Annotated in this window: 28 protein-coding genes; 4 read left to right on the top strand and 24 right to left on the bottom strand. The window is 47.4% G+C overall.

Annotated elements, in window-relative coordinates:
* The first annotated feature begins 114 nt into the window (after positions 1-114).
* Positions 115-2,880: a M16 family metallopeptidase gene (locus LEPBO_RS0113705; RefSeq protein ID WP_017288146.1), complete on the top strand. Its 2,766-nt coding sequence runs from the start codon at positions 115-117 to the stop codon at positions 2,878-2,880.
* A gap of 36 nt (positions 2,881-2,916) precedes the next feature.
* On the opposite strand, the gene LEPBO_RS37055 is transcribed toward LEPBO_RS0113705, so the two are convergent.
* The 10 genes from LEPBO_RS37055 to hisG form a co-directional block, all read right to left on the bottom strand.
* The gene (locus LEPBO_RS37055; RefSeq protein ID WP_017288145.1) at positions 2,917-3,624 is read right to left on the bottom strand and encodes a DevA family ABC transporter ATP-binding protein; all 708 of its coding nucleotides are present in this window, start codon (positions 3,622-3,624) and stop codon (positions 2,917-2,919) included.
* A complete protein-coding gene (gene devC, locus LEPBO_RS0113695) occupies positions 3,624-4,775 on the bottom strand; it encodes an ABC transporter permease DevC (protein ID WP_017288144.1) in 1,152 nt (383 codons plus the stop codon). Before devC ends, LEPBO_RS37055 begins: the two co-directional genes overlap by 1 nt.
* Positions 4,776-4,786: 11 nt before the next feature.
* Positions 4,787-4,987 carry a hypothetical protein gene (locus LEPBO_RS0113690; protein WP_017288143.1) on the bottom strand — a complete coding sequence of 67 codons (201 nt, stop codon included), beginning with the start codon at positions 4,985-4,987 and terminating at the stop codon, positions 4,787-4,789.
* Positions 4,984-5,346: a DUF5367 family protein gene (locus LEPBO_RS0113685; protein ID WP_017288142.1), complete on the bottom strand. Its 363-nt coding sequence runs from the start codon at positions 5,344-5,346 to the stop codon at positions 4,984-4,986. Before LEPBO_RS0113685 ends, LEPBO_RS0113690 begins: the two co-directional genes overlap by 4 nt.
* Before the next feature lie 35 nt (positions 5,347-5,381).
* Positions 5,382-6,290 carry a sigma-70 family RNA polymerase sigma factor gene (locus tag LEPBO_RS0113680; RefSeq protein WP_017288141.1) on the bottom strand — a complete coding sequence of 303 codons (909 nt, stop codon included), beginning with the start codon at positions 6,288-6,290 and terminating at the stop codon, positions 5,382-5,384.
* Positions 6,291-6,294: 4 nt separating this feature from the next.
* A complete protein-coding gene (locus LEPBO_RS0113675; protein WP_017288140.1) occupies positions 6,295-6,912 on the bottom strand; it encodes a GNAT family N-acetyltransferase in 618 nt (205 codons plus the stop codon).
* 33 nt (positions 6,913-6,945) lie between these two features.
* Positions 6,946-8,118 carry an ABC exporter membrane fusion protein gene (locus tag LEPBO_RS0113670; protein ID WP_017288139.1) on the bottom strand — a complete coding sequence of 391 codons (1,173 nt, stop codon included), beginning with the start codon at positions 8,116-8,118 and terminating at the stop codon, positions 6,946-6,948.
* Positions 8,115-8,696, bottom strand: a complete 582-nt coding sequence (locus LEPBO_RS0113665) for a TetR/AcrR family transcriptional regulator (RefSeq protein WP_017288138.1) — start codon at positions 8,694-8,696, stop codon at positions 8,115-8,117. The genes LEPBO_RS0113670 and LEPBO_RS0113665 overlap by 4 nt, the downstream gene beginning before the upstream one ends.
* A 225-nt stretch (positions 8,697-8,921) precedes the next feature.
* Positions 8,922-10,718 carry an ABC transporter ATP-binding protein gene (locus LEPBO_RS0113660; RefSeq protein ID WP_017288137.1) on the bottom strand — a complete coding sequence of 599 codons (1,797 nt, stop codon included), beginning with the start codon at positions 10,716-10,718 and terminating at the stop codon, positions 8,922-8,924.
* Complete coding sequence (gene hisG / locus LEPBO_RS0113655; protein WP_017288136.1) at positions 10,715-11,359, bottom strand: ATP phosphoribosyltransferase; 645 nt, start codon at positions 11,357-11,359, stop codon at positions 10,715-10,717. Before hisG ends, LEPBO_RS0113660 begins: the two co-directional genes overlap by 4 nt.
* A gap of 93 nt (positions 11,360-11,452) precedes the next feature.
* Between hisG and rppA the strand changes: the two genes are divergently transcribed.
* On the top strand, positions 11,453-12,133 hold the full coding sequence (gene rppA, locus LEPBO_RS0113650) for a two-component system response regulator RppA (RefSeq protein ID WP_017288135.1): 681 nt from the start codon (positions 11,453-11,455) through the stop codon (positions 12,131-12,133).
* 9 nt (positions 12,134-12,142) lie between these two features.
* On the opposite strand, the gene LEPBO_RS0113645 is transcribed toward rppA, so the two are convergent.
* Both LEPBO_RS0113645 and LEPBO_RS0113640 read right to left on the bottom strand, forming a co-directional pair.
* Positions 12,143-12,733, bottom strand: a complete 591-nt coding sequence (locus LEPBO_RS0113645) for a Uma2 family endonuclease (RefSeq protein ID WP_026148627.1) — start codon at positions 12,731-12,733, stop codon at positions 12,143-12,145.
* Positions 12,734-12,835: 102 nt separating this feature from the next.
* The gene (locus tag LEPBO_RS0113640; RefSeq protein WP_017288133.1) at positions 12,836-13,426 is read right to left on the bottom strand and encodes a Uma2 family endonuclease; all 591 of its coding nucleotides are present in this window, start codon (positions 13,424-13,426) and stop codon (positions 12,836-12,838) included.
* A gap of 75 nt (positions 13,427-13,501) precedes the next feature.
* On the opposite strand from LEPBO_RS0113640, the gene LEPBO_RS0113635 reads away from it, so the two are divergent.
* A complete protein-coding gene (locus tag LEPBO_RS0113635; protein WP_017288132.1) occupies positions 13,502-14,368 on the top strand; it encodes an FTR1 family iron permease in 867 nt (288 codons plus the stop codon).
* Here the strand turns inward: LEPBO_RS0113635 and LEPBO_RS0113630 are convergent.
* From LEPBO_RS0113630 to LEPBO_RS0113580, 12 genes are all read right to left on the bottom strand, one after another.
* On the bottom strand, positions 14,328-15,197 hold the full coding sequence (locus LEPBO_RS0113630) for a lipid kinase (protein WP_017288131.1): 870 nt from the start codon (positions 15,195-15,197) through the stop codon (positions 14,328-14,330). The genes LEPBO_RS0113635 and LEPBO_RS0113630 overlap by 41 nt on opposite strands.
* 235 nt (positions 15,198-15,432) lie before the next feature.
* The gene (gene psaK / locus LEPBO_RS0113625) at positions 15,433-15,699 is read right to left on the bottom strand and encodes a photosystem I reaction center subunit PsaK (RefSeq protein WP_026148626.1); all 267 of its coding nucleotides are present in this window, start codon (positions 15,697-15,699) and stop codon (positions 15,433-15,435) included.
* A gap of 107 nt (positions 15,700-15,806) precedes the next feature.
* Positions 15,807-17,177: an AtzE family amidohydrolase gene (locus tag LEPBO_RS0113620; RefSeq protein WP_017288129.1), complete on the bottom strand. Its 1,371-nt coding sequence runs from the start codon at positions 17,175-17,177 to the stop codon at positions 15,807-15,809.
* Positions 17,174-17,353: a DUF4089 domain-containing protein gene (locus LEPBO_RS0113615; RefSeq protein ID WP_017288128.1), complete on the bottom strand. Its 180-nt coding sequence runs from the start codon at positions 17,351-17,353 to the stop codon at positions 17,174-17,176. The genes LEPBO_RS0113620 and LEPBO_RS0113615 overlap by 4 nt, the downstream gene beginning before the upstream one ends.
* A complete protein-coding gene (locus LEPBO_RS0113610; RefSeq protein ID WP_017288127.1) occupies positions 17,350-17,736 on the bottom strand; it encodes an allophanate hydrolase-related protein in 387 nt (128 codons plus the stop codon). The genes LEPBO_RS0113615 and LEPBO_RS0113610 overlap by 4 nt, the downstream gene beginning before the upstream one ends.
* 15 nt (positions 17,737-17,751) lie before the next feature.
* Positions 17,752-18,195, bottom strand: coding sequence for a type II 3-dehydroquinate dehydratase (aroQ, locus tag LEPBO_RS0113605; RefSeq protein ID WP_017288126.1), 444 nt, complete (start codon positions 18,193-18,195; stop codon positions 17,752-17,754).
* A gap of 27 nt (positions 18,196-18,222) precedes the next feature.
* Entirely contained in the window at positions 18,223-18,360 is a 138-nt protein-coding gene (locus LEPBO_RS43320; RefSeq protein ID WP_017288125.1) for a hypothetical protein, read from the bottom strand.
* A gap of 163 nt (positions 18,361-18,523) precedes the next feature.
* Positions 18,524-19,771 (bottom strand): competence/damage-inducible protein A, encoded by a 1,248-nt coding sequence (locus LEPBO_RS0113595; protein ID WP_017288124.1) that lies wholly within the window; start codon positions 19,769-19,771, stop codon positions 18,524-18,526.
* Positions 19,768-20,808, bottom strand: a complete 1,041-nt coding sequence (locus LEPBO_RS0113590; protein ID WP_017288123.1) for a glycosyltransferase family 4 protein — start codon at positions 20,806-20,808, stop codon at positions 19,768-19,770. Before LEPBO_RS0113590 ends, LEPBO_RS0113595 begins: the two co-directional genes overlap by 4 nt.
* Positions 20,809-21,142: 334 nt before the next feature.
* On the bottom strand, positions 21,143-22,420 hold the full coding sequence (gene glyA / locus LEPBO_RS0113585; protein WP_197693267.1) for a serine hydroxymethyltransferase: 1,278 nt from the start codon (positions 22,418-22,420) through the stop codon (positions 21,143-21,145).
* A 13-nt stretch (positions 22,421-22,433) separates the two neighbouring features.
* Complete coding sequence (locus LEPBO_RS44430; protein WP_263970826.1) at positions 22,434-22,562, bottom strand: hypothetical protein; 129 nt, start codon at positions 22,560-22,562, stop codon at positions 22,434-22,436.
* A gap of 59 nt (positions 22,563-22,621) precedes the next feature.
* Positions 22,622-23,488 carry an Rpn family recombination-promoting nuclease/putative transposase gene (locus LEPBO_RS0113580; protein WP_017288121.1) on the bottom strand — a complete coding sequence of 289 codons (867 nt, stop codon included), beginning with the start codon at positions 23,486-23,488 and terminating at the stop codon, positions 22,622-22,624.
* Between the two features lie 139 nt (positions 23,489-23,627).
* Between LEPBO_RS0113580 and glmU the strand changes: the two genes are divergently transcribed.
* Complete coding sequence (gene glmU / locus LEPBO_RS0113575; RefSeq protein ID WP_017288120.1) at positions 23,628-24,983, top strand: bifunctional UDP-N-acetylglucosamine diphosphorylase/glucosamine-1-phosphate N-acetyltransferase GlmU; 1,356 nt, start codon at positions 23,628-23,630, stop codon at positions 24,981-24,983.
* Positions 24,984-24,989: the final 6 nt, after the last annotated feature.

The following is a 24,989-nucleotide window of genomic DNA, read 5'->3' as shown; positions in this document are numbered from 1 at the left end:
TTGCATCAGTCGATCTAAATAAAGACACGCTAAAGTAAGTGGAACTTACCTGGTCAGATCAGGTCTAAATTTCACAAGCCGAATTTTTTCTGTCGGCGCTTTACTCATTAACTTATGTCTTTTCTGAAATTCTTTCGACATCATCGCCTTTTTAGTGGGCTGTTTACACTTTGCCTCGGCATCGTTCTGCTTTCTAATTCAGTCTACTTTGGCAAATTAGAGGCGTGGGCGAGTTCTCCTGCGATCGTTGCCATGACGACGACCGATGAAGTTCGTAAGACAGTCCTCGACAATGGCTTGACCGTGTTGATGAAAGAAGTTCCGACGGCTCCAGTGGTAACCGTGCAAGTTTGGTATCGCATTGGCTCACGAGATGAAGCAACAGGTGTAAATGGGATTGCACATCAATTAGAACATTTGATGTTTAAAGGAACGAGCGAGCGACCAATTCAATTCGGTCGCCTGTTCAATGCCTTGGGCAGTCAATCGAATGCGTTTACGAGCTACGATCAGACTGCATATTTCGGAACCGTTGAGCGGGACAAATTGCGATCGCTGCTAGTGCTCGAAGCTGACCGGATGCAGAATGCTTTGATCACCGCAGATTCGCTGACCAGTGAAAAGCGAGTGGTCATTTCAGAATTGCAAGGTAACGAGAATAGCCCGAACTATCGATTAAGTCGAGCGGTGATGCGGGCTGCTTTCCCAAATTCTCCTTATGGACTACCTGTGGGTGGTACAAAAGCAGATGTCGAAAAGTTTAGCATCGAACAAGTTCGTAGCTACTACAGCAATTACTACAGCCCTGAGAATGCAACTGTAATCATTGTCGGGGACTTCAAAACAGAGCCGACTTTGCAAGCGGTCAAAGACTCCTTTGGCAAAGTTCCGAAAAAAGAAAAGCAACCTGTTCAGCAACCTGTTCAGCCTGTTGCAAAACCTGTAAAACCAGCCCAACCGATTGTGCTTCGCGAACCGGGTAGCGCGCCCTTGTTGAACTCAGTCTATCCTTTACCCAAAGCAACCCATCCCGATGTACCTGCATTGCATGTGTTGGATTTAGTCTTGACTCAGGGTCGGAGTTCTCGACTGTATCAGGCATTGGTTGAAACGGGCTTGGTCAGCGGGTTTAGCGGTTATCCAGCGAATATGATTTCGGGGGGATGGTACGACCTTTCTGCAACTGCTGCGCCGGATCAAGATTTGAATAAAATCAGCGCCGCGATCGAGAAAGTACTATCTAATGTGCGATCGCAAGGAGTCACCCAAGAAGAACTGACCCGCGCTAAGACGCAGTTAAAGTCTTCAATTCTGCTCAAAAATCGCGATATTACTCGCCAAGCCTTTCAGCTTGGGGATGATCAGACGACGACAGGCGATTACAAATATACCGATCGCTTTTTAGCCGCCGTCGATCGTGTATCTGCAGCTGATCTGCAACGTGTTGCTAAAACATATTTCGCCCCTGAAAAATCGACGATTGGCTTTTTCCAACCGACAACGATTGATGCAAAAGCAGGAAATGCAGTGAATTCAGGTCAGACGACTGAGAAATTTAACCTAGGTGCGCCTGTTGATCCGGCTCAAGTTGCCAAGTATTTGCCTGCCGTGCAAAAGAGTGATCGCACCACGCAAGCGCTACCAGAACGCTATGTCTTGCCGAATGGATTGCGCGTGCTCTTGATGCGAGATAGCAGTACTCCAACCGTTTCGCTCGCTGCTTCTATGCAAGCAGGTTCCGAATTTGACTCAAGTGCAAAAGCGGGAATCGCTAAGCTGACTGCTGATAACTTAACGAATGGAACCCAGACCAAAGATGCGCTAACGTTAGCGAAAACGCTAGAAGATCGAGGCATTGAGCTTGGAATTGAAACCAATCGTGAGAGTGTGTTAGTCAACGCAAGCGCACTCAGCGAACATCTCCCGGTTTTAGTTCAAACGTTGGCAGACGTTGCCCAAAATGCAACATTTCCCGATCGAGAACTTGAACTGGCTCGAAATCGCGCGCTCTCGGCGCTCAAAGTGCAACTGGACAATCCAGCAGTTCTAGCTCGTCGCGTCTTTCAGCAGACAGTCTATCCCGAAAATCATCCGTTCCACAGTTTCCCAACCGAAACGAGTCTAAAAGCAATTCAGCGCCAAGATGTCTTGAACTTCTACCAAACACACTATCGACCCGATCGAATGATTCTGTCTTTAGTGGGTGACTTCGATCTCGCGGATGTGAAAACCCTAGTTGAGAAAGAACTGGGCGGATGGAAAGCTTCTGGAGCCGCACCAGCTTTGACCTATCCACCCTTGCCTACTCCTAGCTCTGTCGTGCGCCGTTATGCGCCGATTCCGGGTAAGACACAATCTGTCACGCTGATTGGATCAGCCGGAATCGATCGACGAGATGCACGATTCTACAATGCCTCGATTGTGAATCAGGTACTAGGAGGCGATACGCTATCGAGCCGTTTAGGGGCTGAGGTGCGCGATCGACAAGGATTAACTTATGGAATTTACAGTTACTTCCAAGCTGGAAATCGTCCGGGTCCATTTGTGATTTCGATGCAGACTGCTCCAGAAGATGCAGATAAAGCGATCGCAAGTACGGTGAAGCTCTTAGAGCAAGTTCGAGAAAAGGGAGTCAGTACAGTTGAGGTATTGACTGCTCAGCGATCGATCACCAGTAGCTATCCGGTTGATTTAGCGAATCCGGATCAGCTTGCCAGTGAAATTTTGATGAATGAGACTTATGGCTTAAACCCGGCTGAGTTGCGTCAATTTCCGAATCAAATCGAATCGGTGACGCAAGCTCAGGTCAATCAGGCTGCTCAAGAACTGATTCGACCAGAGCAATTGATCATTGTGACCGCCGGACCACCAAAGTCATAAGATACTTGATCCGTTGGGGTGCGATCGCACTTGACGTTACTTTACGGCAGCGATCGCACTTTTTCCATCACTGACCAATCGCCCGTCTTCCATATAAACAATGCGATCCGCGATATCTAAAATCCGATTGTCATGGGTTACTAATAAAATCGTGCAATGCTGCTCTTTTGCGAGCTTCTGCATGAGTTCAACGACATCTCGACCCGATTGTTTATCGAGTGCAGCAGTCGGTTCGTCTGCGAGAACAATTTTAGGGTGACTAATTAAAGCTCGCGCGATCGCAACTCGCTGTTTCTGACCTCCAGAGAGTCCATCTGGATAGTAATCTGCTCGATGCCCAAGTCCAACAGCTTCGAGCATTGACACTGCCATTGCATCTAGATCTTGATTGAGATAGCGAGCGTGCAGTTCCAGCGACATTCTGACATTCTGCTTTGCGGTTAAGAATGTCATTAAATTGTGTGCCTGGAAGATATAGCCGATATTTTTACGAAGTTGGGTCAGGTGTTGCTTGGTCGCGCCTCGAATTTCTTGATCCAGAATCGTTAAGCTTCCTTCCTGAGCCGATCGCAATCCACCTAAGAGCGTTAGTAGCGTTGTTTTCCCAGAGCCAGAAGGTCCCGTCATAATCACGATCTCGCCTGCATGAATATTCAGACTGACATCGAATAAGACTTGTTTTCTCAATTGACCTTGACCAAAGTAATGGTTGAGATTTTGAACAGAAATAATAGGTTGCATCATTAGAAAATATCCGCAGGATCAGCAGCTTGAAGTTTTCGCATGGCGATCGCGCCCGAAATCGAGCACATCACAACAGTTAGAACAAAGACCGTAATGGCTCGATTTGCTGTCATTGCGATCGGTAACAACGTTGCAGCATAAGTAATTTGATAAAGTCCAACTGCAACCGCAAAGCCTGGAATAAAGCCAAGAACTGCTAAAATTAGAGCTTCTTGCAGCAGAATATTCAGAAGAAAGCGATCGCTATATCCCATTGCTTTTAACGTGGCATACTCAGGCAGGTGATTTGCAACATCTGTGTAGAGAATCTGATAAACAATCACAGTGCCAACAATGAATCCAACAATCACACCAATTCCAAAAATAAAGCCAATTGTTCCTTGGCTTTCCCAGTAATTGCGTTCAATGCCTGCAAACTCTTCAGGCGTGAGAACTTTTACATCTGGCAGACTTGCACTGAGTTGAGCTTGAACGGCTTTGACATCTGAGTTCGGTTTGAGTTGAATCAGCCCAATGTCGATGTCGCTTGCTTGGCGATCGCGGTACAGTCTCAAGAAAGTTGAATCGCTCATGAACACATTGCCATCAGCAGTAAAAGATGCGCCCATCGTGACCAGTCCACTGACATTGATCAATTGTTGATTCAATTCCGTTGAGACACTACCTTGTTTTTGAAACGTATCTGCGATCGCGCCAAATTCAGGACGACCCACTCGATCAAAGACCACATTGTTGAGTAACTTCAGCGGTTCTAAATTCTCTTGCAATCCGGAGAGCTTAAAACTCGGCGCATCCGGTTCAATTCCCCAAATGAGAATGCTTCGAGTTAAGCGAGTTTCAGGATTTTTCCACTGTCCCATCGCAATTCGGATAGAACTCACTGATTGAACGCGATCGCTACTTTTCGTCTGATAAAGGCGTTCGCGAGAAAAAGGTGTAAATGCTGCTAAGCTCTTGAATCTTGGATCAATGATCACCAAATCTGCTTGCAACATGCGATGCGGCACAGTAGCGCTATCGTAGAGCGAATCTTGAAAGCCGAGTTGCATAAACATCAGCATGTCAGCAAACCCGATTCCCGCGATCGCGACGACTAAGCGGGCTTTCTCTTTCATCAACTGGAACCATGCCAGCGGTGTTTTACGAGCCATATCAAGCTTCCTTAGTACGGTGGATAACGAATCAAATCGTCCAGCAAATCATAGATAGGGAGTAGATTGAGTTTTGCGATCGCCATCATCCAGCGGGATTGTCCTCGGGGGCAGCCTCGAATTGCTCGGTAACTCGATCGCATCAAAGTCAACCACGGCGAAAGCTTCAAGCGCAAAAAACGTCCCCAGACTAAAAGAAATTTGCTGTTCATTGCTCAGGTAAAAAACCAGTAACTAGAATGGATGTATATCCCCATAGCATCAGTCCTGCAAATAGAATGTTTGCATTTGGATCAATGTTTGGGAAGACCGTTGGAAACCATAAAATACTTCCAACATCTAGTAGCATTCCCGGTAGAGCAATCAGCAATGCAGTTTTCGGTCGATCAATGGATTTGACTTGCTGCCAGAGATAAACGCTAGTAACAACAATCAGCATTACTAGACTGGTAGCGAGAAATAAACCGATCGAGAGTACAAGATTCGTCGGATCGAGTAGAAATTGACCGATTAGACGAAACGCGATCGTGGCAGTCAACCAGATGAAAACTCCAATCCCTAGAAATTGCATCAGAAATACTCCAGATTTGAATTCACGTTGAACTTTTAGACCGCAACATATTCCTGCAATCGCACCTTATACTGCTGCAAAGTCTTCATTGCTGCTTTCTCTAACAAGCGAACCGTTTCTCGACTACAATTCATCTTCCGGCTCGCTTGAGATAAACTCAGAGCTTCCCCATCTTCTAATCCAAATCTCAAGGTCAGTACCTGACGCTGATTAGACGGTAGCAACCCGATTAAATTGAGCAAATCTTCTCGAAGCAACGATCTCGTTACGCTCTCCTCTGGCATTTCTCCTGCATCGGGCAATAGCTCACCTAGCTTTGTCTCCTGATCCTGTCCGATTGGCACATCCAAAGACATCGATCTTCGCACGGCAAGCAACGCATCTCGAATCTCTGTTGGAGTAAAAGAAAGCGCCTGAGCAATTTCTGGAATGGTTGCAGTTCTACCTAGAGTCTGTGAAAGCGATCTTTGAGTTTTACGAATCAGATTCAGCTTCTCGCTTAGGTGAGTTGGAATCCGAATTGAACGGCTTTTGAGTGCGATCGCTCGACTCATCGCTTGGCGAATCCACCAATACGCATAGGTCGAAAATCGATAGCCTTTCGCGGGATCAAACTTCTCGACACTGCGCTGTAAGCCGAGATTTCCCTCCTGGATCAAATCTGAAAGCTCTAGATTCCGGTTCTGATATTGCTGCGCAATTGAAACCACTAAGCGTAGATTCGCTTCGATCATTTTGCGCTTTGCTCGTTCTCCAAGCGCAATCTCACGTTGTAACTCCTCAGAGGATAGGTTTGCTGCTTGTTGCCATTGTTCAAGCGTCGGCTGTCGAATCTCATAGAGCTTTTGTAGGCGTTGAACCTGCCGACCGAGTTCGATTTCTTGTGCTGGAGTCAGACGCGGAATTCGCCCAATCTCCTCGAAGTAAAGTTTGATCATGTCCATCGCTCTAGCCTCCTTGTGGGCTACGTTTCATTGCCCAGTATTCACGACCCGCAAAGGTTCCCTGATGAACAATCTCAAATCCATGCCGCTGATAGAATCGCACTGCGCCTGTTGTCGAAGTTTCCAAATAGCAAGGCAATTTTGTACGATCGGCTTCTTGAAGTACGGGTTGGAGTAGCTTTCCACCAATTCCTTGCCCCTGATATGCTGGCGATACTCCGAGCAGAGTTAAGTGCCAGTGTGGCTCTGAAGCATTCTTGGTCTGTAATTGGATCTCTGTTCCCACAAAAGAAAGTAAATCCCCAATTCGATCCCAACGGATATAGAACGGAACAGTGATCAATCCTGATACCACTGCCTGCCACCCCTTCGACAAAGTAAACTGAGAAGCTTCTGGGGGCAGCCAAACTGCAGCCCCTTTTGGCGTTTCAGCAGTTGTATAAATTTGATTGTAAGGCTGACCATAGTTCAACAAAGCGCGAGCCATGTGCTTGAGGGCATTTAACCTAGCAGATGCTTCTTCGGGTAAGAAGTAACCGATGAGCGGATCTTGATTAAATGCTGCTGAAAGCTGATCCGATGCGATCGCAAAATCTGAAGGCTTTAGTTTAACAATGTCCATCTCTCACTCCTTAAATCGAACGTTCGTTATCCATTAGTTCAGCAGAATCGAAGTCTGAACTTGTAAATTCGTCAGGCTGGAAACTTTTCGGCTTGCTACTGGATTTAGGCGAATTTTCACATCAATCACTCGGCGATCGAGGTTTTCTCCTGGCTGGTTACTAAAGACTTGCTGCTGATTCACCTGCAATCCAATCTCTGAAACTGTTCCCTGTAGCTCTCCTTCAAACGCTTGTCCAGTAATCATCGCAGTCTGTCCAACTTTCACATTGGCAATGTCACTTTGATACACTTCAGCTACAGCCACCATTTGATCATTCTGAGCTAAATCTGCAATCCCAGATTCGCTAATTTTTTCACCTGCACGAGTATGAATTTTGAGAATCTGTCCTGCCATCGGTGCGCGAATGTAAGCTTGTTCGAGTTCAGTTTCAGCCCGTTTGACAGCAGCGATCGCGCTATTCACTTCAGTTGCAACTGTCTGAACATCGACCGGACGAACTTCTGCAATCCGATTCAACGTTGCTCTTGCTTCACTTAACTGTGCTTCGAGCGAATTCGCAGTTTGATTCTGTTTGACTTGAGCTTGTCTGAGTTGCGATTGAGCAGTATCGAGTGCAAGGCGTTTACTATCTAAGTTAGAAGCTGCGATCGCACCTTGCTTGTAGAGTGAATTAAAGCGATCGAATTCTGCTTGAGCTGTCCTCACCTCAGATTGCCAGCGATTAATTTCTGCGGTCTGAGCTGCGATTTCACCTTGTCGATCGGCTTGGAGTCGTTCAATCGTTGCTTGCTGCGCTTCAATCTCTCCAGTCTTTGCGCCTGCTCGAACTTGAGCAAGTTTCGCCTGTGCGACTTGAACTTGTTCGCGAGCTTGTAAGAGTGCATCCTGCAATCGATCCCGCGAGTCTAAAACAGCGATTACTTGACCTTTCTGAACACGGTCGCCTTGCTTCACGAGTAGCTCCGAGATGCGATCGCCATCTAACGAGATCGGAGCCGACAATCGAATCACTTCAGAGCCAGGTTCTAGTCGTCCCAACGCAGCAATTCGGGTCACAGTCGGAGCAGTTTCAGCAGATTGTATCGCAGGCTTAGGACTGAATTGAGAGACGACATAAAACGATGTTCCACCTGTGATCAAGGTTGCGATCGCAATGCCGCTCCAGAGACGATTTTTCGGTTTCAGAAAGAGATCCAGACTCATGATGTTTTCGGTTTGTGTTTCTCTAAGTACAGCGTTAGCATTTCAGCAAGTAATTTTGCTTGAGCTTGGTAATCAATCTTGCGATGCCCGTAAAGGTCTTGGAGCAATAATCCATCGACTAAGCTCATCATAAAAATCAGAATCTGTGGATCATCAATTCCAAGCATTGCAGACATCGTTTTTTCAGCTTGATCACAGATTCTTCTGAAGACTTCACTGACTTCTTTTCCCTCTCGTTTCTGATGTTGGTAAAAATCTGTCATCAGCAATGTCTGTTTCAGAAAGTAGTCTCGATGCTCCTCAAACAGTGCAAAACCTGCTTGAGTCTGTTCGACTAGGTTTTTGCCTTTTAATCGAGTCGAAAAATTGAGAATATCCACCTCAGTCAGTTCTTGGATTAATTGCTCAAACAATGCCTCCTTACTCGGAAAGTAGTGATACAGCGTTCCAGTCGAAACTCCTAAGCCTTGGGCAATCTGCCGCATCGTAATCGCGGCGTATCCTTTCTCAGCAAACAGATCAAACGATTTAAAAATCAGTTCCTTGCGATAGCGATCGTGGTCAACAATTTTCGGCATACAGGCGAATTGGGATATCGAATGATCGATATATTCTATCGTCTAACCGTAAGAGGAACCTTGATGGAAACTGAGTCATGGATTTATATCGAACGCTTGTTATAAATTCTGCCCCATAAATTTCGGTTTGTAAACCCTTTTTGGAAAAAAGCGATCGTGCAGCAGTTCTAGCAGAGCTAACCATGTTCTCCGCTAAAACTGTTGCTGTTCTAAAAAAGAGGAATACTAACTCTCAAGCATTTGCAAATGATAGAGACTGGCGTAGAGTCCGCCGAGATTCAGCAGTTCCTCGTGGGTTCCAGATTCGATCAACTGTCCTCGCTTGAGCACGAGAATACGATCGACATTGCGAATCGTTGAGAGCCTGTGGGCAATAATAATCGCAGTCCGATTTTCGAGCAGATGTTCTAATGCCTCTTGAATCAAAGCTTCTGTGCCCACATCTAAGCTGGCGGTAGCTTCGTCTAAAACCAGAATTTTCGGATCGCGAATCGCTGCGCGCGCAAAAGCTAGCAGTTGTTTCTGTCCACCAGAAAGGTTTGTGCCGCGTTCTCGCAGCGCAGTATTGTAGCCTTGCGGCAATTGCTCAATTAAGCGATCGACATTTGTTCGTTCAGCAGCAGAGCGAATTTGCTCAAAGCTATACGACTCACCCAAAGTAATGTTGCTTTTGACATCGCCAGCAAAGATGAAACCATCTTGCAAAATAATCGCCATACGACGACGCAGTTCGGCTTGAGGCAAGTCTCGAATATCCACCCCATCGAGTAGAATTCTGCCGCTCGTCGGTTCGTATAGACGACTGAGTAACCGAATGATCGAACTCTTTCCGGCTCCAGTTGGACCGACTAAAGCAACTTGTTCACCCGGACGAATTGTAAAGTCGAGATTGTGTAAAACGAATTCATCTGCTTTGTAAGCAAACGAGACATTCTCGAAGCGAATCTCGCCAGCTTGCGAGGAAGGAGGAATCTGACCATTTGCTGGATCACGAATCTCGATCGGCTCATTGAGAATTTCGCTGACTCGCTCGACTGCGGTAAAGCCAGCCTGAATCGCGGTAAATTTCTCCGCAAACTGCCGCAACGGGTCAAACAAGCGTTGAGCAAACAAGATGAACGTAGACAACACGCCAAAGTTCAAATTCCCGCCTGTGACCAGCCATCCCCCAACACCGAGCACACCTGCGATCGCCACAAGTGAAATCCATTCCAAAGTCGCCGATACCGCAGAATCGAAAAAGATAGTGCGATCGACTTCTTTGATGTAGCGCTGATTGACTTCCCGGAACAGTTGGCTATTAAACTGCTCTCGTCTGAACAACTGAACGACTCCAATCCCCGTAATGTTCTCTTGGAGCATCGAGTTGAGATCAGAGAGTTCCTCGCGGGCGCGATAGTTCGATTTGCGATACTGCTGCTGAAAGTAAACGATCAATCCTGTGACCGGAATCAGCATGAAAATGAGCAGTAACGCAAGCTGCCACTGAATCAGAAACATCGTCACCGTGATCGTCAGCATCGTGAACAAGTCACCGACAACCCCGATCGCTCCAGTCGAAAATACTTCGCCCAACGCTTCGACATCGCTGGTTAAGCGGGTGATCAACTTGCCCACAGGAGTGCGATCGAAAAATCGCACCGCTAAAGAGGTCACATGATCAAACAAATCATTGCGAATGTTGGCGGTAATTCGCTGACCCACATTCTGCACAAGAAAGCCTTGAGACGCATCGAAAATCAATCGAAATACGATCGTCGTCAGTAACAACAATGCCAGTGCATTCAGCCCTTGGCTCAGCGAGAGATCGCGCAAAAAGCCAAAGGGCATATCAAATGCAGAAGGTTCTCGTTTGAGCAGAGAAACAGCTTTCCCGATTAGAATCGGCTGCACAGTACTTGCGATCGCAGATGGCACAAGAAATACCATCGACAACAGCAATAATTTCAGATTTCGACGAGCATACGGAGCGAGACGCAGAAATAAGCGCCAATCAGTCTCTTTAGAGCGAGAAGAATTCATACAGGAGATGCAATTTGGTGACGAATATTCTGGATATGCTGACTGATGTTATCGCTATCCAGGCGATAGCTGAGTGGATGAGCGATCAGACGAGCCGTGCTATGAAATAAGACATCGATTTCAATTAAGCCATTCTCACGCAGCGTATTTCCGGTTGCGACTAAATCTATGATCGCTTCTGACATGCCTGTAATTGGACCTAATTCCACAGATCCGTACAGTGGCACAATTTCAACAGGTAAATCTAAATTCTCAAAATATTCCCGCGCACAATGGACAAATTTAGAAGCGACTCGACCATGCAGGGGCAATTCTAACGACGATCGATAAGGACTTTCCGCTTTCACCGCCACCGACATTCGGCAGCCGCCAAATCCCAAATCAATCAGATGCGCAACATTGGGCGCTTTTTCCTTCAGCACGTCATAGCCAACAATTCCGAGTTGCGCCTGCCCGTATTCGACATAAACAGGCACATCTCCATTTCTGACCAAAAGCGCTTTAGCTGTGCCTGTGGGGTCAGTAATTTGAAGTTGTCGATTGCCGGATTCGAGGAATGCGCTAAAATCTAGCCCGATCGCTTTGAACAATCGAATGCTGTCTTTGAGGAGTGCGCCTTTCGGCAACGCGACGGTAAGCATGAAATCAACCCGCAAGAATGTCAGAATCTTATATTAGAGCAATCTGTTTTGAGTTGGGGCATCTGAGGTGGGGAGTAGGGAGTGGGGAGCTGCATGAAAATTCTGTTAGTCGATGATGAAATCGAAATGGCAAACCCCTTAAGCCGTTCCCTGCTGCGCGAAGGCTACGAAGTGGATGTCGCGTATGATGGCGATCACGGTCGGCAACTGGCGGGTCAGGGAGTTTACGATTTGCTGATTCTCGATTGGATGTTGCCTGGATATTCTGGACTGGAGATTTGCCAAAATCTGCGATCGCAAGGTGATATGACTCCGGTTTTGTTTCTCACGGCAAAAGATACGATCGACGATCGAGTTCAAGGATTAGATGCAGGAGCCGACGATTACATTGTCAAACCGTTTGAACTGCGAGAATTACTGGCACGAGTGCGAGCACTGCTCCGCCGACCGACAAATATTGAGCCAACTGCTACGCCTCGATTGAAAGTAGACGATTTAGAATTAGACACTCAGAATCAAGTCGCTTATCGCAATGGCAGAGCGATCGAGCTTTCTGAAAAAGAGAGCCAACTGTTGGCATATTTAATGCGACAGCCGAATCAACTTCTCACCCACGAACAGATTTCCCAGCATCTCTGGAGTGACAGCGAGAAACCAACCAGCAACGCTTTAGTTGCCCAAATTCGTTTGCTCCGCAGAAAGATCGAAGCCAAAGGAGAAACATCGTTAATTACAACCGTATATGGCAAAGGGTATCGATTTGGCAGTGGATAGTTTGCTAATTTACATTCCTGCATTGAGAACCTGTTTTGCAGTGAGATCTAGCTCTGAGAAGGTAGGAGAAACGACGCGATCGGCTTCTTGAAAACAGCCAATTTCTTGATATTCATTTCCATTCAGAGCCAGGACAGTTGCAGTATTGCGATTCGGATCGACGATCCAATATTCAGCAATTCCCCGTAGCGCATACTCTTTGCGTTTCTCAACGTAATCGCGATCGCGCGATCGTTGATCTTCTTCGCTGTTGGAGACAACTTCAACCACTAGCAAGGGCGGTGGCATCTCAGCTTGCAACACTCGACTTCCGCTCAAAATTGCAGAGACAGATTCTTCTGTATGCACAACTAGATCGGGCTGTCGTGCTGTTACTCTCGACGAACTAACAACAATTTGATGCCCAGTCGCCAAACGATAATGAGGAATACCCAATCTTACAAACGTCACAATCAGGAATACTGCGATCGTGTTGTTAATGGGCATCTCCGGCGGCATCTCGACTAATTCTCCATTCACTAACTCGTAACGGGTGTCCGTCCCGTCGTCATAGTCAAGATATTCCTTGATCGTTCTAAACCTCGGCCTGGCTTGGGTCATGGCTTCTCTCCTTCTAAGCCGATGATAACTTAAAGGCATTGCCTCACAACTTCCGTGAAGTTTGGTGTCTAGAATAGCAGCAGGTTAGGATTCGACTGAATCTCACATTCCAGCCTGTAAGATTTGTTTTGCAGTGATTTCTAGTGCTGGAAATACCGGAGAAACGATGCAATGATTATCTTGAAAACAGCCCATTTCTTGATATTCATCCCCATTCAGCGCGAGTACGGTCACAGCACTACGATTCGGATCGATGATCCAATATTCAGCAATTCCCCGCAGCGCATACTCTTTGCGTTTCTCAACGTAATCGCGATCGCGCGATCGTTTGTCTCCTTCGCTGTTAGAGACAACTTCAACCACTAGCAAGGGCGGTGGCATCTCAGCTTGCAACACTCGACTTCCGCTCAAAATCGCAGAGACAGATTCTTCTGTATGCACAACTAGATCGGGCTGTCGTGCTGTGACCTTAGTTGAACTTGTTACAACCTGATGACCAATCACCAATCGATAATGAGGAATTCCGATCCGTAAAAATGTCGCAAACAGAAAACTAACAATCAAATTGTTAATCGGCATTTCCGGCGGCATCTCGACTAATTCTCCATTCACTAACTCGTAACGGGTGTCTGTCCCGTCGTCATAGTCAAGATATTCCTCGATCGTTCTAAATCTCGGCTTGGCTTGAGTCATCGCTTTTTCCTCCTAAATCGATGATAGCTTCGATCGAGCTTCTAAAATAAGTCATAGTTCTTCAGGTTTGAATGTATGCTTTCGACGTTTGTGATTACCCTGCGAGAAGGTGTAGAAGCTGCTCTCGTTGTCGGAATTGTGTTGGCGTATCTGAACAAAGCGAATCGCTCGTATCTGAATCCTTGGGTTTACGCTGGCATTGCAGCAGGAATTCTCGCAAGCGTTGCAATTGGAACCATATTTATTGGAACGTTATCGAGTTTAGACACGACTAATCAACTGTATTTAAAACCATTGCTCGAAGCGATATTTGGACTGATCGCGATCGCGCTTTTAAGTTGGATGCTGATCTGGATGACCCGACAAGCAAAATCCTTAAAAGGTGAAGTCGAACACGAACTCGATCGCGCCATTCAAACCAATGCCGCTTGGGGCATTTTTGGCATTATCTTTTTTGCAGTTCTGCGAGAAGGCTTTGAAACTGTTGTGTTTATCGCTGCCCAATTTCAGCAAGGTGGCTCACCTGTGATTGGTGCAATTGGTGGACTCTGTGGGGCGACGATCATCGGGATTTTATTGTTCAAACTCGGCATTAAAATCAATCTCAAGCAGTTCTTCCAAGTCATGGGAATCTTTTTACTCTTGATTGTTTCGGGCTTAGTGATTGGAGTACTCGCACATCTGAATAAAAGTTTAGTGCTCAATCCAAACTTCCCCTGTAATCAAGATTCTTGCATTTTAGGCGGCTTGATTTGGGATACTTCGCAAGTCCTACCTCAAAAACAATTTCCGGGCGTGATTTTGCATACCTTGTTTGGTTATGTCGATCGCTTTTACTGGGCAGAAGCGATCGCATACTTCACCTTCTTAGCAACAGTTGGAACCCTCTACCTCAGAAGCCTTACGGAACCAAAACAGGCAGTGCCTTTGGAATCACCTTGAAGTGAGCAGGCGTTGAAGTTGTAATTTCCCCATCCGTATTGATCGATTTTGGGGTAGGACAGTACACAAAAAACTCTTCTCCCGCCCAAGTCTGCACCCAAGGCGATCGGGTTTGTGTTCCTCGTCTCAATGCAGGCAAGACAGCCAGCATTTGCCACCAATGATCAATCTCAAGACTATACAGATCTAGACGACCATCAGTGATGGCAGCATCTTCTGCGACAGTCATTCCCCCGCCATAGTAACGCCCATTCCCCACGGCAATTTGAATGGTTTTCACTTTCTGAGACTGACCATTGATGACAATTTCCGCTTTAAATCTCCGCGATTTCCAAAGCACTTTCAACGCGGTCGCTGCATAAGCCAGCACACCCCAGCGCCGTTTGACTGATTTCGTCAAACCGCGCGTAATCTGCACACTCAATCCCAAACTTGCCACATTGAAAAAATAGTGACCATTTACCCAACCTAGATCAATATGCTCCACTTTCCGACCTGCAACGACCTGACACGCTTCCGCTAAAGTGGACGGAATGCCCAAAGTTCGAGCCAAATCATTTGCAGTTCCAAGCGGCAAAATTCCCAGTGGGAGTTGCGTTTCCACAATACCCGGTACGGCTGCATTCAACGTTCCGTCTCCTCCACCCACAATCACTAAATCAACCTGATCGCGATGGTCTCGAATCACTTGTGGCAGTAAGCTAGGACGATCAATCGGCGCTTCGATCAGTTCAAAGCCAACCGATTGCAGTTGAGCGATCGCTGCTTCGAGTTGTTGCTGACCTTTGCGAGCATTGCGATTAACCAGAAGTAGCGCACGATGAGCCATGATAAACGTCAAGGTAAGGGAACGGATGCAGCAATCTTAGCGGATGGCAGGTATTCTCGCATGTGTCTATGGCGGTGAAGTATTGAAACTGGAGTGGGGAGTGGGGAGTAGGGAGTGTTGACAAGTAGTTCTTCTGTCTCTGCATCTCAACCTAAAAATAACTTCCTCACCCATCGCTTTGAGTCAACTCTTTTTGAGTCAAAACGATCGGTGAGGAAGCTTGTCATCTTCTCGCTTACAGCACGCCTGCGTTGCTCAGTCCGAGAATTACACCAGCACCTAGAACATGTCCAAAGCTCATCGTTCCTAAAAGTTCAGGAACTCCGAATCCTTCAAACAATGCAGGAGTGCTAACGGGAAGTTTCGCGCCAACTCCGCGATTTTTGATCGCAAAACGTCCGATCGCAACTGAAAACAAACAGCACAGCGTCATGGTAATTCCGACACCCGGTGACCATTCGATCGTCCGAGGTGCAGCCGTAAGAAGTAATGAGTAAAGCAAAGTTTTTCTCCTATGTCTTGCTAAATTGACACATTCACCAAGATCATAGATACCCGGTTGTGGATTTCTCTGGTCGCTTTTGTTGAAAGAGTTAACACATGAAAAAGTTAACTCAGTGAGACAACACCCTTCGCTTCCAATTCTGCTGCAACCCGCAACACTAAGGCTTCCTGATAAGGAGCAGCGATAATTTGCACTCCTAACGGCAATCCTTCTCGTTTCACTGGAACCGAAATAATTGGTAATCCAATGAATGAAAGCGGTTGTGTAAAAATGCCAATATTCGGGCGCACGAGCATCTCTTGCCCATCTAAAACCATCGTTTGCTGTCCAATCCGAGGCGCGACACAAGGAGTCGCTGGAGCCAAAATAATATCGACTGACTGAAAAACTTCGCGGACTTGATCGCGAAACCACTGCCGAAATCGCTGCGCTTGCAAGTACCATTGCGCTGGCATCAATGCTCCCGCCAACAAGCGATCGCGCACAGCCGGATCAAAATCCTGGGGACGAGTGCATAGATGCTCAAAATGCAAATTCGCTCCCTCTACCCCCGTCATCACAAATGCGGCTGCCCTTGCCCGATGCGCCTCTGGCAAGATCACGCGCTCAGTCACCCCCAACGCTTCTGCCACTTTCTGAACAGCTTCAAAGACTTCTGGCTCAGCACCTTTGGCAAAGTAACCATCCGCGATCGCAATTCTCAATCCTTCACTGCCTTTTGCCAGTTCGGGTAAACAAAGTTCGGGCGGTCTTTGGGTACACACTGGATCGCTCGGATCGTACCCCTGCATCAGGTCAAACAGGAGTGCAATGTCACGAGTCGATCGCGCAAACGGACCGAGATGATCCAAACTGCCCACAAACGGATAGGTACGCGATCGCGGTAACCTTCCATAAGTTGGCTTGAGTCCAAAAATCCCGCAGAACGAGGAAGGAACGCGAATCGAGCCATTCGTATCAGACCCTAAGCTAAACGGGACAAGCCCTGCTGCTACGGCTGCCGCTGAGCCGCCGGATGACCCTCCTGCAACTCGCTCTAAATCATGCGGATTCCGGGTTGCTCCATAGTGTGCATTCTCAGTCGTGAACCCGTAAGCAAACTCATCCATTGTGAGCGCGCCGACTAAAATTGCACCCGCCTGCTTCAATCGAGCCACTAGCGTTGCATCTTCTGTCGCGGGTGGATTGTCAGCATTGATTTTAGAACCTGCTAACGTTGGAATTCCTGCAACATCGAAGAGGTCTTTCACGGCAAAAGGAACCCCCGCTAAGGCTCCAACTTCTTCTCCTGCCGCAATTTTTTGATCGATACGATCGGCATCTGCGATCGCTGACTCTGCCAAAACCGTTGTAAAGCAGTTATAAGTTTGATTATCCTCGGCAATTCGAGCCAGCGCCGCTGCTGTCACAGACTTTGCGGTAACTTCGCGGTTTGCAACGGCAGTCGCAATTTGGGTCGCATCAGGAATCGTCATGGTTCAAACACCGGGGCAATTTCAATCTCTTCGGGAAGCGGAAACTCTAACACCAATTGCGCAACAGTCTGAATTCGCTGAAAGTTGGCAACGACACTCTCTCGATACTCGTCCGGAATCGGCATCGCAACCACTTCAGACATCACCTCGACAAATTTCTCTGGGTCATTCGTCATTTTTTTGCCTCGGTATAAGCTCGCCACCCGCCGTATTCAGTAATCTCGACCTGCCCTTCACACAGAAAAGGCTCGCCCAATACGCCTAATACTTCTTCGCCATCAATCAGCCGAACTTTCCCGATCGACAATCCAGGCGGTTCCTGCATCAATAGCGTTCCTAATCCACTGGCGGGAACTTCCCACACTTCGACCGCCACTGCAACGCCCTTTTCTTTGACTTTCAACATTGCCGGATGACGATCGCCAATTGACCAAATTCGATAGGCTGGCTCAGTCTGCGTCTCTCGCAGAAATTTCGCCTCGATCGCTAATAAGTTTTGATTGAGTTCAAGCCCGCGCATCAATGTACCATTGACCGCTAAGCGCACCGCACTATTCATTGAAACTGATAGAGACTACATATTCTGTCTTAAGTAGTGTACAAGTGCTTGCAATCCTAAACGGTAGCTCTCGGCTCCAAATCCACAAATTTGTCCGATCGCGACTGGAGCAATATAAGAATGATGTCTAAATTCTTCGCGCTTATGAATATTGCTGAGATGCACTTCAACCGCTGGCAGATTCACACCCGCGATCGCATCTCGGATGGCAACACTCGTATGCGTATATGCACCTGGATTAATTAAAATCCCAGCGTGACGACCCATCGCATCGTGGATAAGATCAACAAGCGCGCCTTCGTGATTCGATTGCGCTGTGGCAATTTCAAACCCGAGCGACTGAGCTTCCTTTTCTAAAGCCTGATTAATTTCGTCCAGCGTAGCAACCCCGTAAACTCCAGGTTCTCTTTTACCCAGGAGGTTCAGGTTTGGTCCGTGGAGAACCAAAATGCTGTCCAACTCACTTGCCTCGTAAGTAGCGTCAAACTAGCGATGACGAGGGCGGTCGTGAACGGGGATTGGGATCAACTCTGCTTCAGGTTCTTCTTCAGGACCTAAGAGGGTTTCGATCAAGCGACGTGCCCATTCTTTAAGCTTTTCTAATACCTTTTCAACGTAATCCATCAGTCAGACGGCTCCTTTGATAGGGTCTAAATTTTGCTCAATCAGCGATTGAAGCGTAACCTAATTTTATCAGGCGGATTTTGGAAAACCAATGATCCCGGAGTAGGAAGATCGGCTATTTAAACATCATACCGAAAGATAGATTAAACGCAAGTTATAAAACTTAAGACTTGTTTAACAACCGCCGCCGGAGTTGATCCAAGGCGCTGCAAGCACTGACTTGACGAACCCATTCTCGACCGCGATCGCCAAATCGATACGGTTGGCTTGTCGCGCCTTCAGCATTTGCTAAGCCAATATAAACCAGTCCCACGGGCTTCGCGTCCGTACCCCCCTCTGGTCCTGCGACACCTGTGATACTCACGCCCCAAGTTGTATTCAGTTGAGTACGCACTCCCATCGCCATCTGTTCGGCAACAATTGCGCTCACGGCTCCTTGCTCGGCGATCGCACTTGGATCAACGCCTAACATTTTTTCTTTAACTGAATTGTCATAAGAGATAATTCCGCCCCAAAAGTAGGCTGAGCTTCCTGAAACACGAGTCAGCATTTGTCCTAACCCGCCACCTGTACAAGATTCAGCAACGCTCAGGGTTTCATGACGCGATTTCAGCAAGTCACCGACTACAGAAGCTAACGTATCTTGATCCGCGCCATATTGATCAATGCCTGCAATCTCGCTCAATTGCTGTTCGATCGGCGTAATTAACGCTTGGGCAGCTTCAGCAGAAGCAGCCTTCGCTGAAATTCTTAATTTTACTTCTCCATAGTTGGCATACGGCGCAACAGTGGGATTTTGCAAATCAAAAAATGGTGCAACTTTTTCAGCCAGTGCGGATTCTGAAATGCCCCAAAATCTCAGCGTTCGACTCACGATGATGTCTTTTCCCCAGCCTTGCGATTTGAGATAAGGTACAGCGACTTCACGCCACATATACTTCATCTCAGTCGGAACCCCTGGAAACGTCAGAATGGTCAGATTAGCGCGCGGCTGCCAAATCATACCGGGCGCACTGCCGATCGCATTGCACAAGATGTTTGCACCTTCCGGAATCAAGGCTTGCTTGCGGTTGTTATCGGTCATCATCCGACCGCGTTGAGCAAATTTCTGCTGAATGTCTTCGATGATTTCTGGCTTTTCAACCAGAGGCGTTTGGAAAAAATCGGCGATCGTTTCGGTCGTCAAGTCGTCTGGAGTCGGTCCTAATCCGCCTGTGAAAACGATCAAATTTGCGCGATCGCTGGCAATCGCGATCGCCCGTTTCAACCGCTCAGGATTATCTCCCACCACAGTTTGAAAGTAATGGGGAATGCCCAATTCCGCAAACTGCTGCGCTAAAAACTGAGCATTCGAGTTCAGAATATCGCCGAGCAAGATCTCTGTGCCGACGCTAATAATTTCTGCGTTCATCGTGCGGTGCGCCAAACTTGCCAACTCGTTACGCTTAAGATCACTGTCGCCGCGATCGCATATCCCACTCCGCTTGGCATTCCTGATACTGCCATCGCCAAACTCCCTGCCCAAAGCGTCAGCGAGTAGATAAACAAAACCGCCAACCGTTGCGAGAGTCCTGCTTTAAGAAGGCGGTGATGTAAATGTCGCTTATCCGCCACAAACGGAGATTTTCCGCGCCGTAAGCGATCGAGAATCACAGCAGACATATCCAAAATCGGAACCGCCAAAATTACGTAAGGCAACAAGACTGCGACAGTCGTGACACTTTTCACAAGACCAATCACACTCACAGCAGCGAGAGTAAACCCGATAAAATACGCCCCACCGTCACCCATAAAAATCTGAGCTGGGTTGAAGTTGTAGCGTAAAAATCCAAACGCTGCTCCTGCCAAAGCCGCTGCAAATAATGCGGCATGAGGCTGTCCCATAAACAGACAAGTCCAAAACATCACAAAAGCTGCGATGCCTGACACTCCGGCTGCTAAGCCATCTAACCCATCAATCCAGTTAATTGCATTTGCCATTCCCACCAACCAGACCACGGTAATGGCAAGACTTGCCCATTCTGGCAATGCCGACAATCCTAATCCGGCAAGCGGGTTCGTCAAGAAATCAATCTGAACACCGGATTGCCAAACCAGCCCGGACACGACCACTTGCAGGATTAATCGGGTTTTCGGTGAGAGGTTAAACAAGTCATCAGCCAGCCCGATCAAAAAGAAGGCGATTCCACCGATCGCGACTCCTAAGACCTCTGACTCTTTTCCAGGTCTGAGGAAATCAAATCCTCCCATTCCCCAAGCGACCAACATCGCCATCACGACCCCAATAAACATGGCAACGCCACCCAGTCGCACCATGGGACGTTGATGAACTTTGCGATGGTTGGGCTGATCGACCAAGCCAATTCGCCTGCCATAGCGGTTGATGATGGGGGTTGTCACGATAACAACGAGGAAAGAAATCAGGAATGCGGCAAAAAACGACGGCATTAGAAATCGTAGGTAGGAAGAACAGAAGCTTCAGGGAGAGTGTACTACGGATTCGCGAATCCTTCGCAAAGAATTATGAACCACGGTTGACTATTTAATTCATAAATTTATTTTGATATTTATCATCTATCGCAAGATTTGTTCACTCAAACACAACGAAAGGCATCCCCTTCAGGATGCCTTTGTCACGATTATTCGGCGCACTCGACTCGAATCAGGAAGGATTGGAAGCAATCCTGTGAGGAGGTAGGGAGATAGGGAGAACTCAGATACAGATTACTCCCTATCCCGCTATCCAATTGATGGTAGTGAACTACGACTCCCTATCATTTCCCTAGACCAGCGCTGGAACTTGAGCCGCAAGATGCGGATAAAGCGGGAAGCGTTCGCATAATGCAGCCACTCGACGACGGCAATCTTGAGCGACGGTGTCGTCTTCTGGGCTGAGTAAGCGATCGGCAATAATATTTGCGATCTCGGTGAATTCTGCTGTTCCCATACCGCGGGTCGTCATGGCAGGCGATCCCAGTCTTAGACCACTGGTGACAAACGGCGATTCCGGGTCAAACGGAACCGTATTTTTGTTTGCCGTGATGTTGACACCGCTGACGAGTTGATCGGCAATCTTTCCGGTCATTTTGATCGATCGTAAGTCTACCAACATTAGATGATTGTCAGTTCCGTCTGAAACGATCTTGAAGCCGCGATTTTGCAACTGAGATGCCATTGCTGCGGCATTCTCAATCACCTGACCCGAATAGGTTTTGAATTCGGGCTTCAATGCTTCCCCAAACGCTGCAGCTTTTCCAGCGATCACATGCTCCAAAGGTCCGCCTTGAGTTCCAGGGAAGACAGCTTTATCGAGTTGTTTACCCAATTCAGCATCGCGAGTCATGATCAGACCGCCTCTCGGCCCACGTAGCGTTTTGTGAGTTGTTGTCGTTACAACGTCACAGAACGGAATCGGGTTTGGATGATGTCCAGTGGCGACTAATCCAGCAATGTGAGCAATGTCAGCGAGTAAGTATGCGCCGATTTCATCTGCGATCGCTCTAAATTTTTCAAAGTCAATCACACGTGGATAAGCCGAATAGCCGCAAATCAGCAATTTCGGACGATGCTGAAGGGCTAAATCCCGAATTTGGTCATAATCCAATTGCTCGGTCGCTTGACTCACGCCATAGTGCTGAACGTTGAACCATTTCCCTGAGACGTTGACGGGCGATCCGTGGGTCAAGTGTCCGCCGTGGGACAAGTCCATGCCCATGATCGTGTCACCCGGTTTGAGCAGCGTGAGGAAAACAGCGAAGTTTGCCTGTGCCCCAGAGTGAGGTTGAACGTTGGCGTGAGCTGCTCCGAAGAGTTCTTTTGCCCGATCAATCGCGAGTTGTTCGACGCGATCGACAAATTCGCAGCCACCGTAGTACCGCTTATTGGGCAAGCCTTCTGCATATTTATTGGTCAAAACTGAACCTTGCGCTTCCATCACCGCTGGCGATGTGAAGTTTTCGCTGGCGATCAGTTCGAGGTGATCGCGTTGGCGTTGGAGTTCTTGTTGAAGCATTTCGGCGAGTGCGGGGTCACTCTTAGCGAGAAAGTCTGATTGAGTCACAGTGCTAATTCCTTTAATTCGTCGATTCGGAAGTCGTCCTTCGAGTCGCGCGATTGAGCAGTGAAACGAGACGCGAATCAAGGGGTAAAACAATCTGAGACGGCTCAATCACGAATCGGGCGCTTCCAAGATTTCCGATCATAACGCTCTTCGATCGAGACTTTCGTGCAATCCCTAAATTTTTGTATGAACTTTGAGAAACTAACAAATTTGTTCTAACCAGGCTGTCAAGTCGCGCATTGTTGTGAAGTTGAGTAGAGCGATCGCTAAGGATTCCAATTGGTCAAGAGTCAAGGTGGAAATTTGAGCGATCGTTTCTTCTGAAAGCGACCCAAGTTTCTGATTCAGTTGAAGTAAGACAAGCGATCGACACTCATACTCTCTACCTTCTTCTCTGCCTTCTTCTCTACCTTCTTCTTTTGCCTCTTGATAAACCCGTGTCTGTTGAAGTGAAGTTCCTAGCATCTGTTCAATCTCCTGCCGACCTAGGTCTGTGAATTTGTAAACGAGAATTGTAGTGACCATCTCTATGATGTCACGTCTTTTTTGTGTTGAAAATTCGGACTGCTGCACTCGATCGAGCAAGCCACGAGCAGATTCAAAGGAGCGATTTTCAGCGATCGTCGTGAGCACCATCAGTGCAATTCCCAACGGCAACTGTTCTATCTCGCCTAATTCACTCAAGTAAATTCGACAAATCCGATGCCCTCCTAATAGATCCTCAAACGGAAGAGTATCTGATTGCTCAGTGCTGCGTGAAGGATAAATTACGACTCCTCGCCAATCTGAGAACTTCGTCCGATTTCGGTAGAAGTAAAAAGACGACTCACTAAATAACCTTTCATACAGCAGTTCATCTTTTTGAAATTGCACTTCGCAGAAATAGACAATTCCAGCAGCCTCAGAATCAGGCGGCAGAAATACGCCATCGATCTCAAATTTTGGCTCTTTGACTGCAACCGAGTCGAATCGATAAGCTTCTGCATTCAGGGGTGGGGAGTCTAGAAGCTCAAACAGAAGCGAGGGAGATTGCCGAAACAGCGCATAAAAGATCGAATCGCGACGCATAGAAAACGAGGGAAAATCAAAGCAATTGTACTATTATGTCCGATTAAAAATTAAAACTTCCCGGTGAAGATTCATTAGAAGATGAAGGAATAACCGACTCACGGTATACTCCCTCTCGTATTGAGCAAGTAGAAAACGTATGGTAGCGGTGGCAATTCTGGCAGCAGGTCGCGGAACACGGATGAAATCGGATTTACCCAAGGTGTTGCATCAGTTGGGAAGTCGATCGCTCGTTGAACGAGTTTTGGGCAGCACAACTGCGATCGCGCCTTCTCGTCGATTAGTGATTGTTGGCTATCAGGCAGATTCAGTTCGAGAAGCATTAGCAGATTATCCAGACGAGATCGAGTTTGTTGACCAAACCGAACAGTTAGGAACAGGTCACGCAATTCAACAATTGATTCCATCTCTAGAAAACTTTGACGATGATCTCATCGTTTTAAATGGCGATCTCCCACTTTTACGCCCCGAAACGCTTTCTCTGCTTCTTGAAACCCATCGCGCAAAAGGTAATCCAGCAACCTTACTTGCAGCCCATGTTCCTGATCCGACTGGATATGGACGAGTCTTCTGTGACGAGAATCAGATTTTGACCGAAATTGTCGAGGATCGAGACTGTACCCCTGAGCAGCGATTAAACGATCGCATGAATGCAGGCGCATATTGTTTTCGCTGGAAAGATCTGGTTCAGGTTTTGCCCAAGCTGAACTCTAATAATGAGCAGAAAGAGTATTACATCACAGATGCGATTAACTTCTTTGATGCAGTGACTGTGGTTGATGTCCCGGATTATCAAGAGGTTTTGGGGATTAACGATCGCGCTCAACTGGCTGATGCTTATGCGATTTTGCAGAAACGAATTCGCGATCGCTGGATGCGAGAAGGCGTGACCATCATTGACCCCAATAGCGTCACGATCGACGATACGGTCGAACTCGAAGCCAATGTGACGATCGAGCCACAAACCCATTTACGTGGCAAGACAACGATCAAGACTGGAAGCCGCATCGGACCTGGGAGCTTAATTGAAGACAGCCAAATTGGAGAGAACGTAACGGTTCTGTTTTCAGTCGTAGCGGGCAGTGTGATTCATGACAATGCCCAGATTGGACCTTATTCGCATTTGAGAGCGCCAGTTGAGATCGGACAGGGTTGCCGAGTCGGAAATTTTGTGGAATTGAAAAATACGAAACTAGGTGAGAAAACGAATGCGGCGCACTTGTCGTATTTGGGCAATGCCACGATCGGTAATCGCGTCAATATTGGAGCCGGAACGATTACCGTCAATTATGACGGCGTGAAGAAATATCCAACTACAATCGGCGATCGTACCAAAATCGGCTCAAATAATTGTTTGGTCGCGCCAATTACGATCGGGGAAGATGTCACAACCGCAGCAGGTTCGACGATCACCGAAGATTTGCCGAATGATTGTTTAGCGATCGCGCGTGCCCGCCAAGTCGTTAAACCCGGTTGGAAACGCAAGGATCAATAAATCGCT

The sequence above is a fragment of the Leptolyngbya boryana PCC 6306 genome, from assembly GCF_000353285.1.
GTDB classification, from domain to species: domain Bacteria; phylum Cyanobacteriota; class Cyanobacteriia; order Leptolyngbyales; family Leptolyngbyaceae; genus Leptolyngbya; species Leptolyngbya boryana.
The sequence above is the reverse complement of the archived record's forward strand: the minus strand, read 5'-3'. Positions and strand labels throughout refer to the sequence as shown.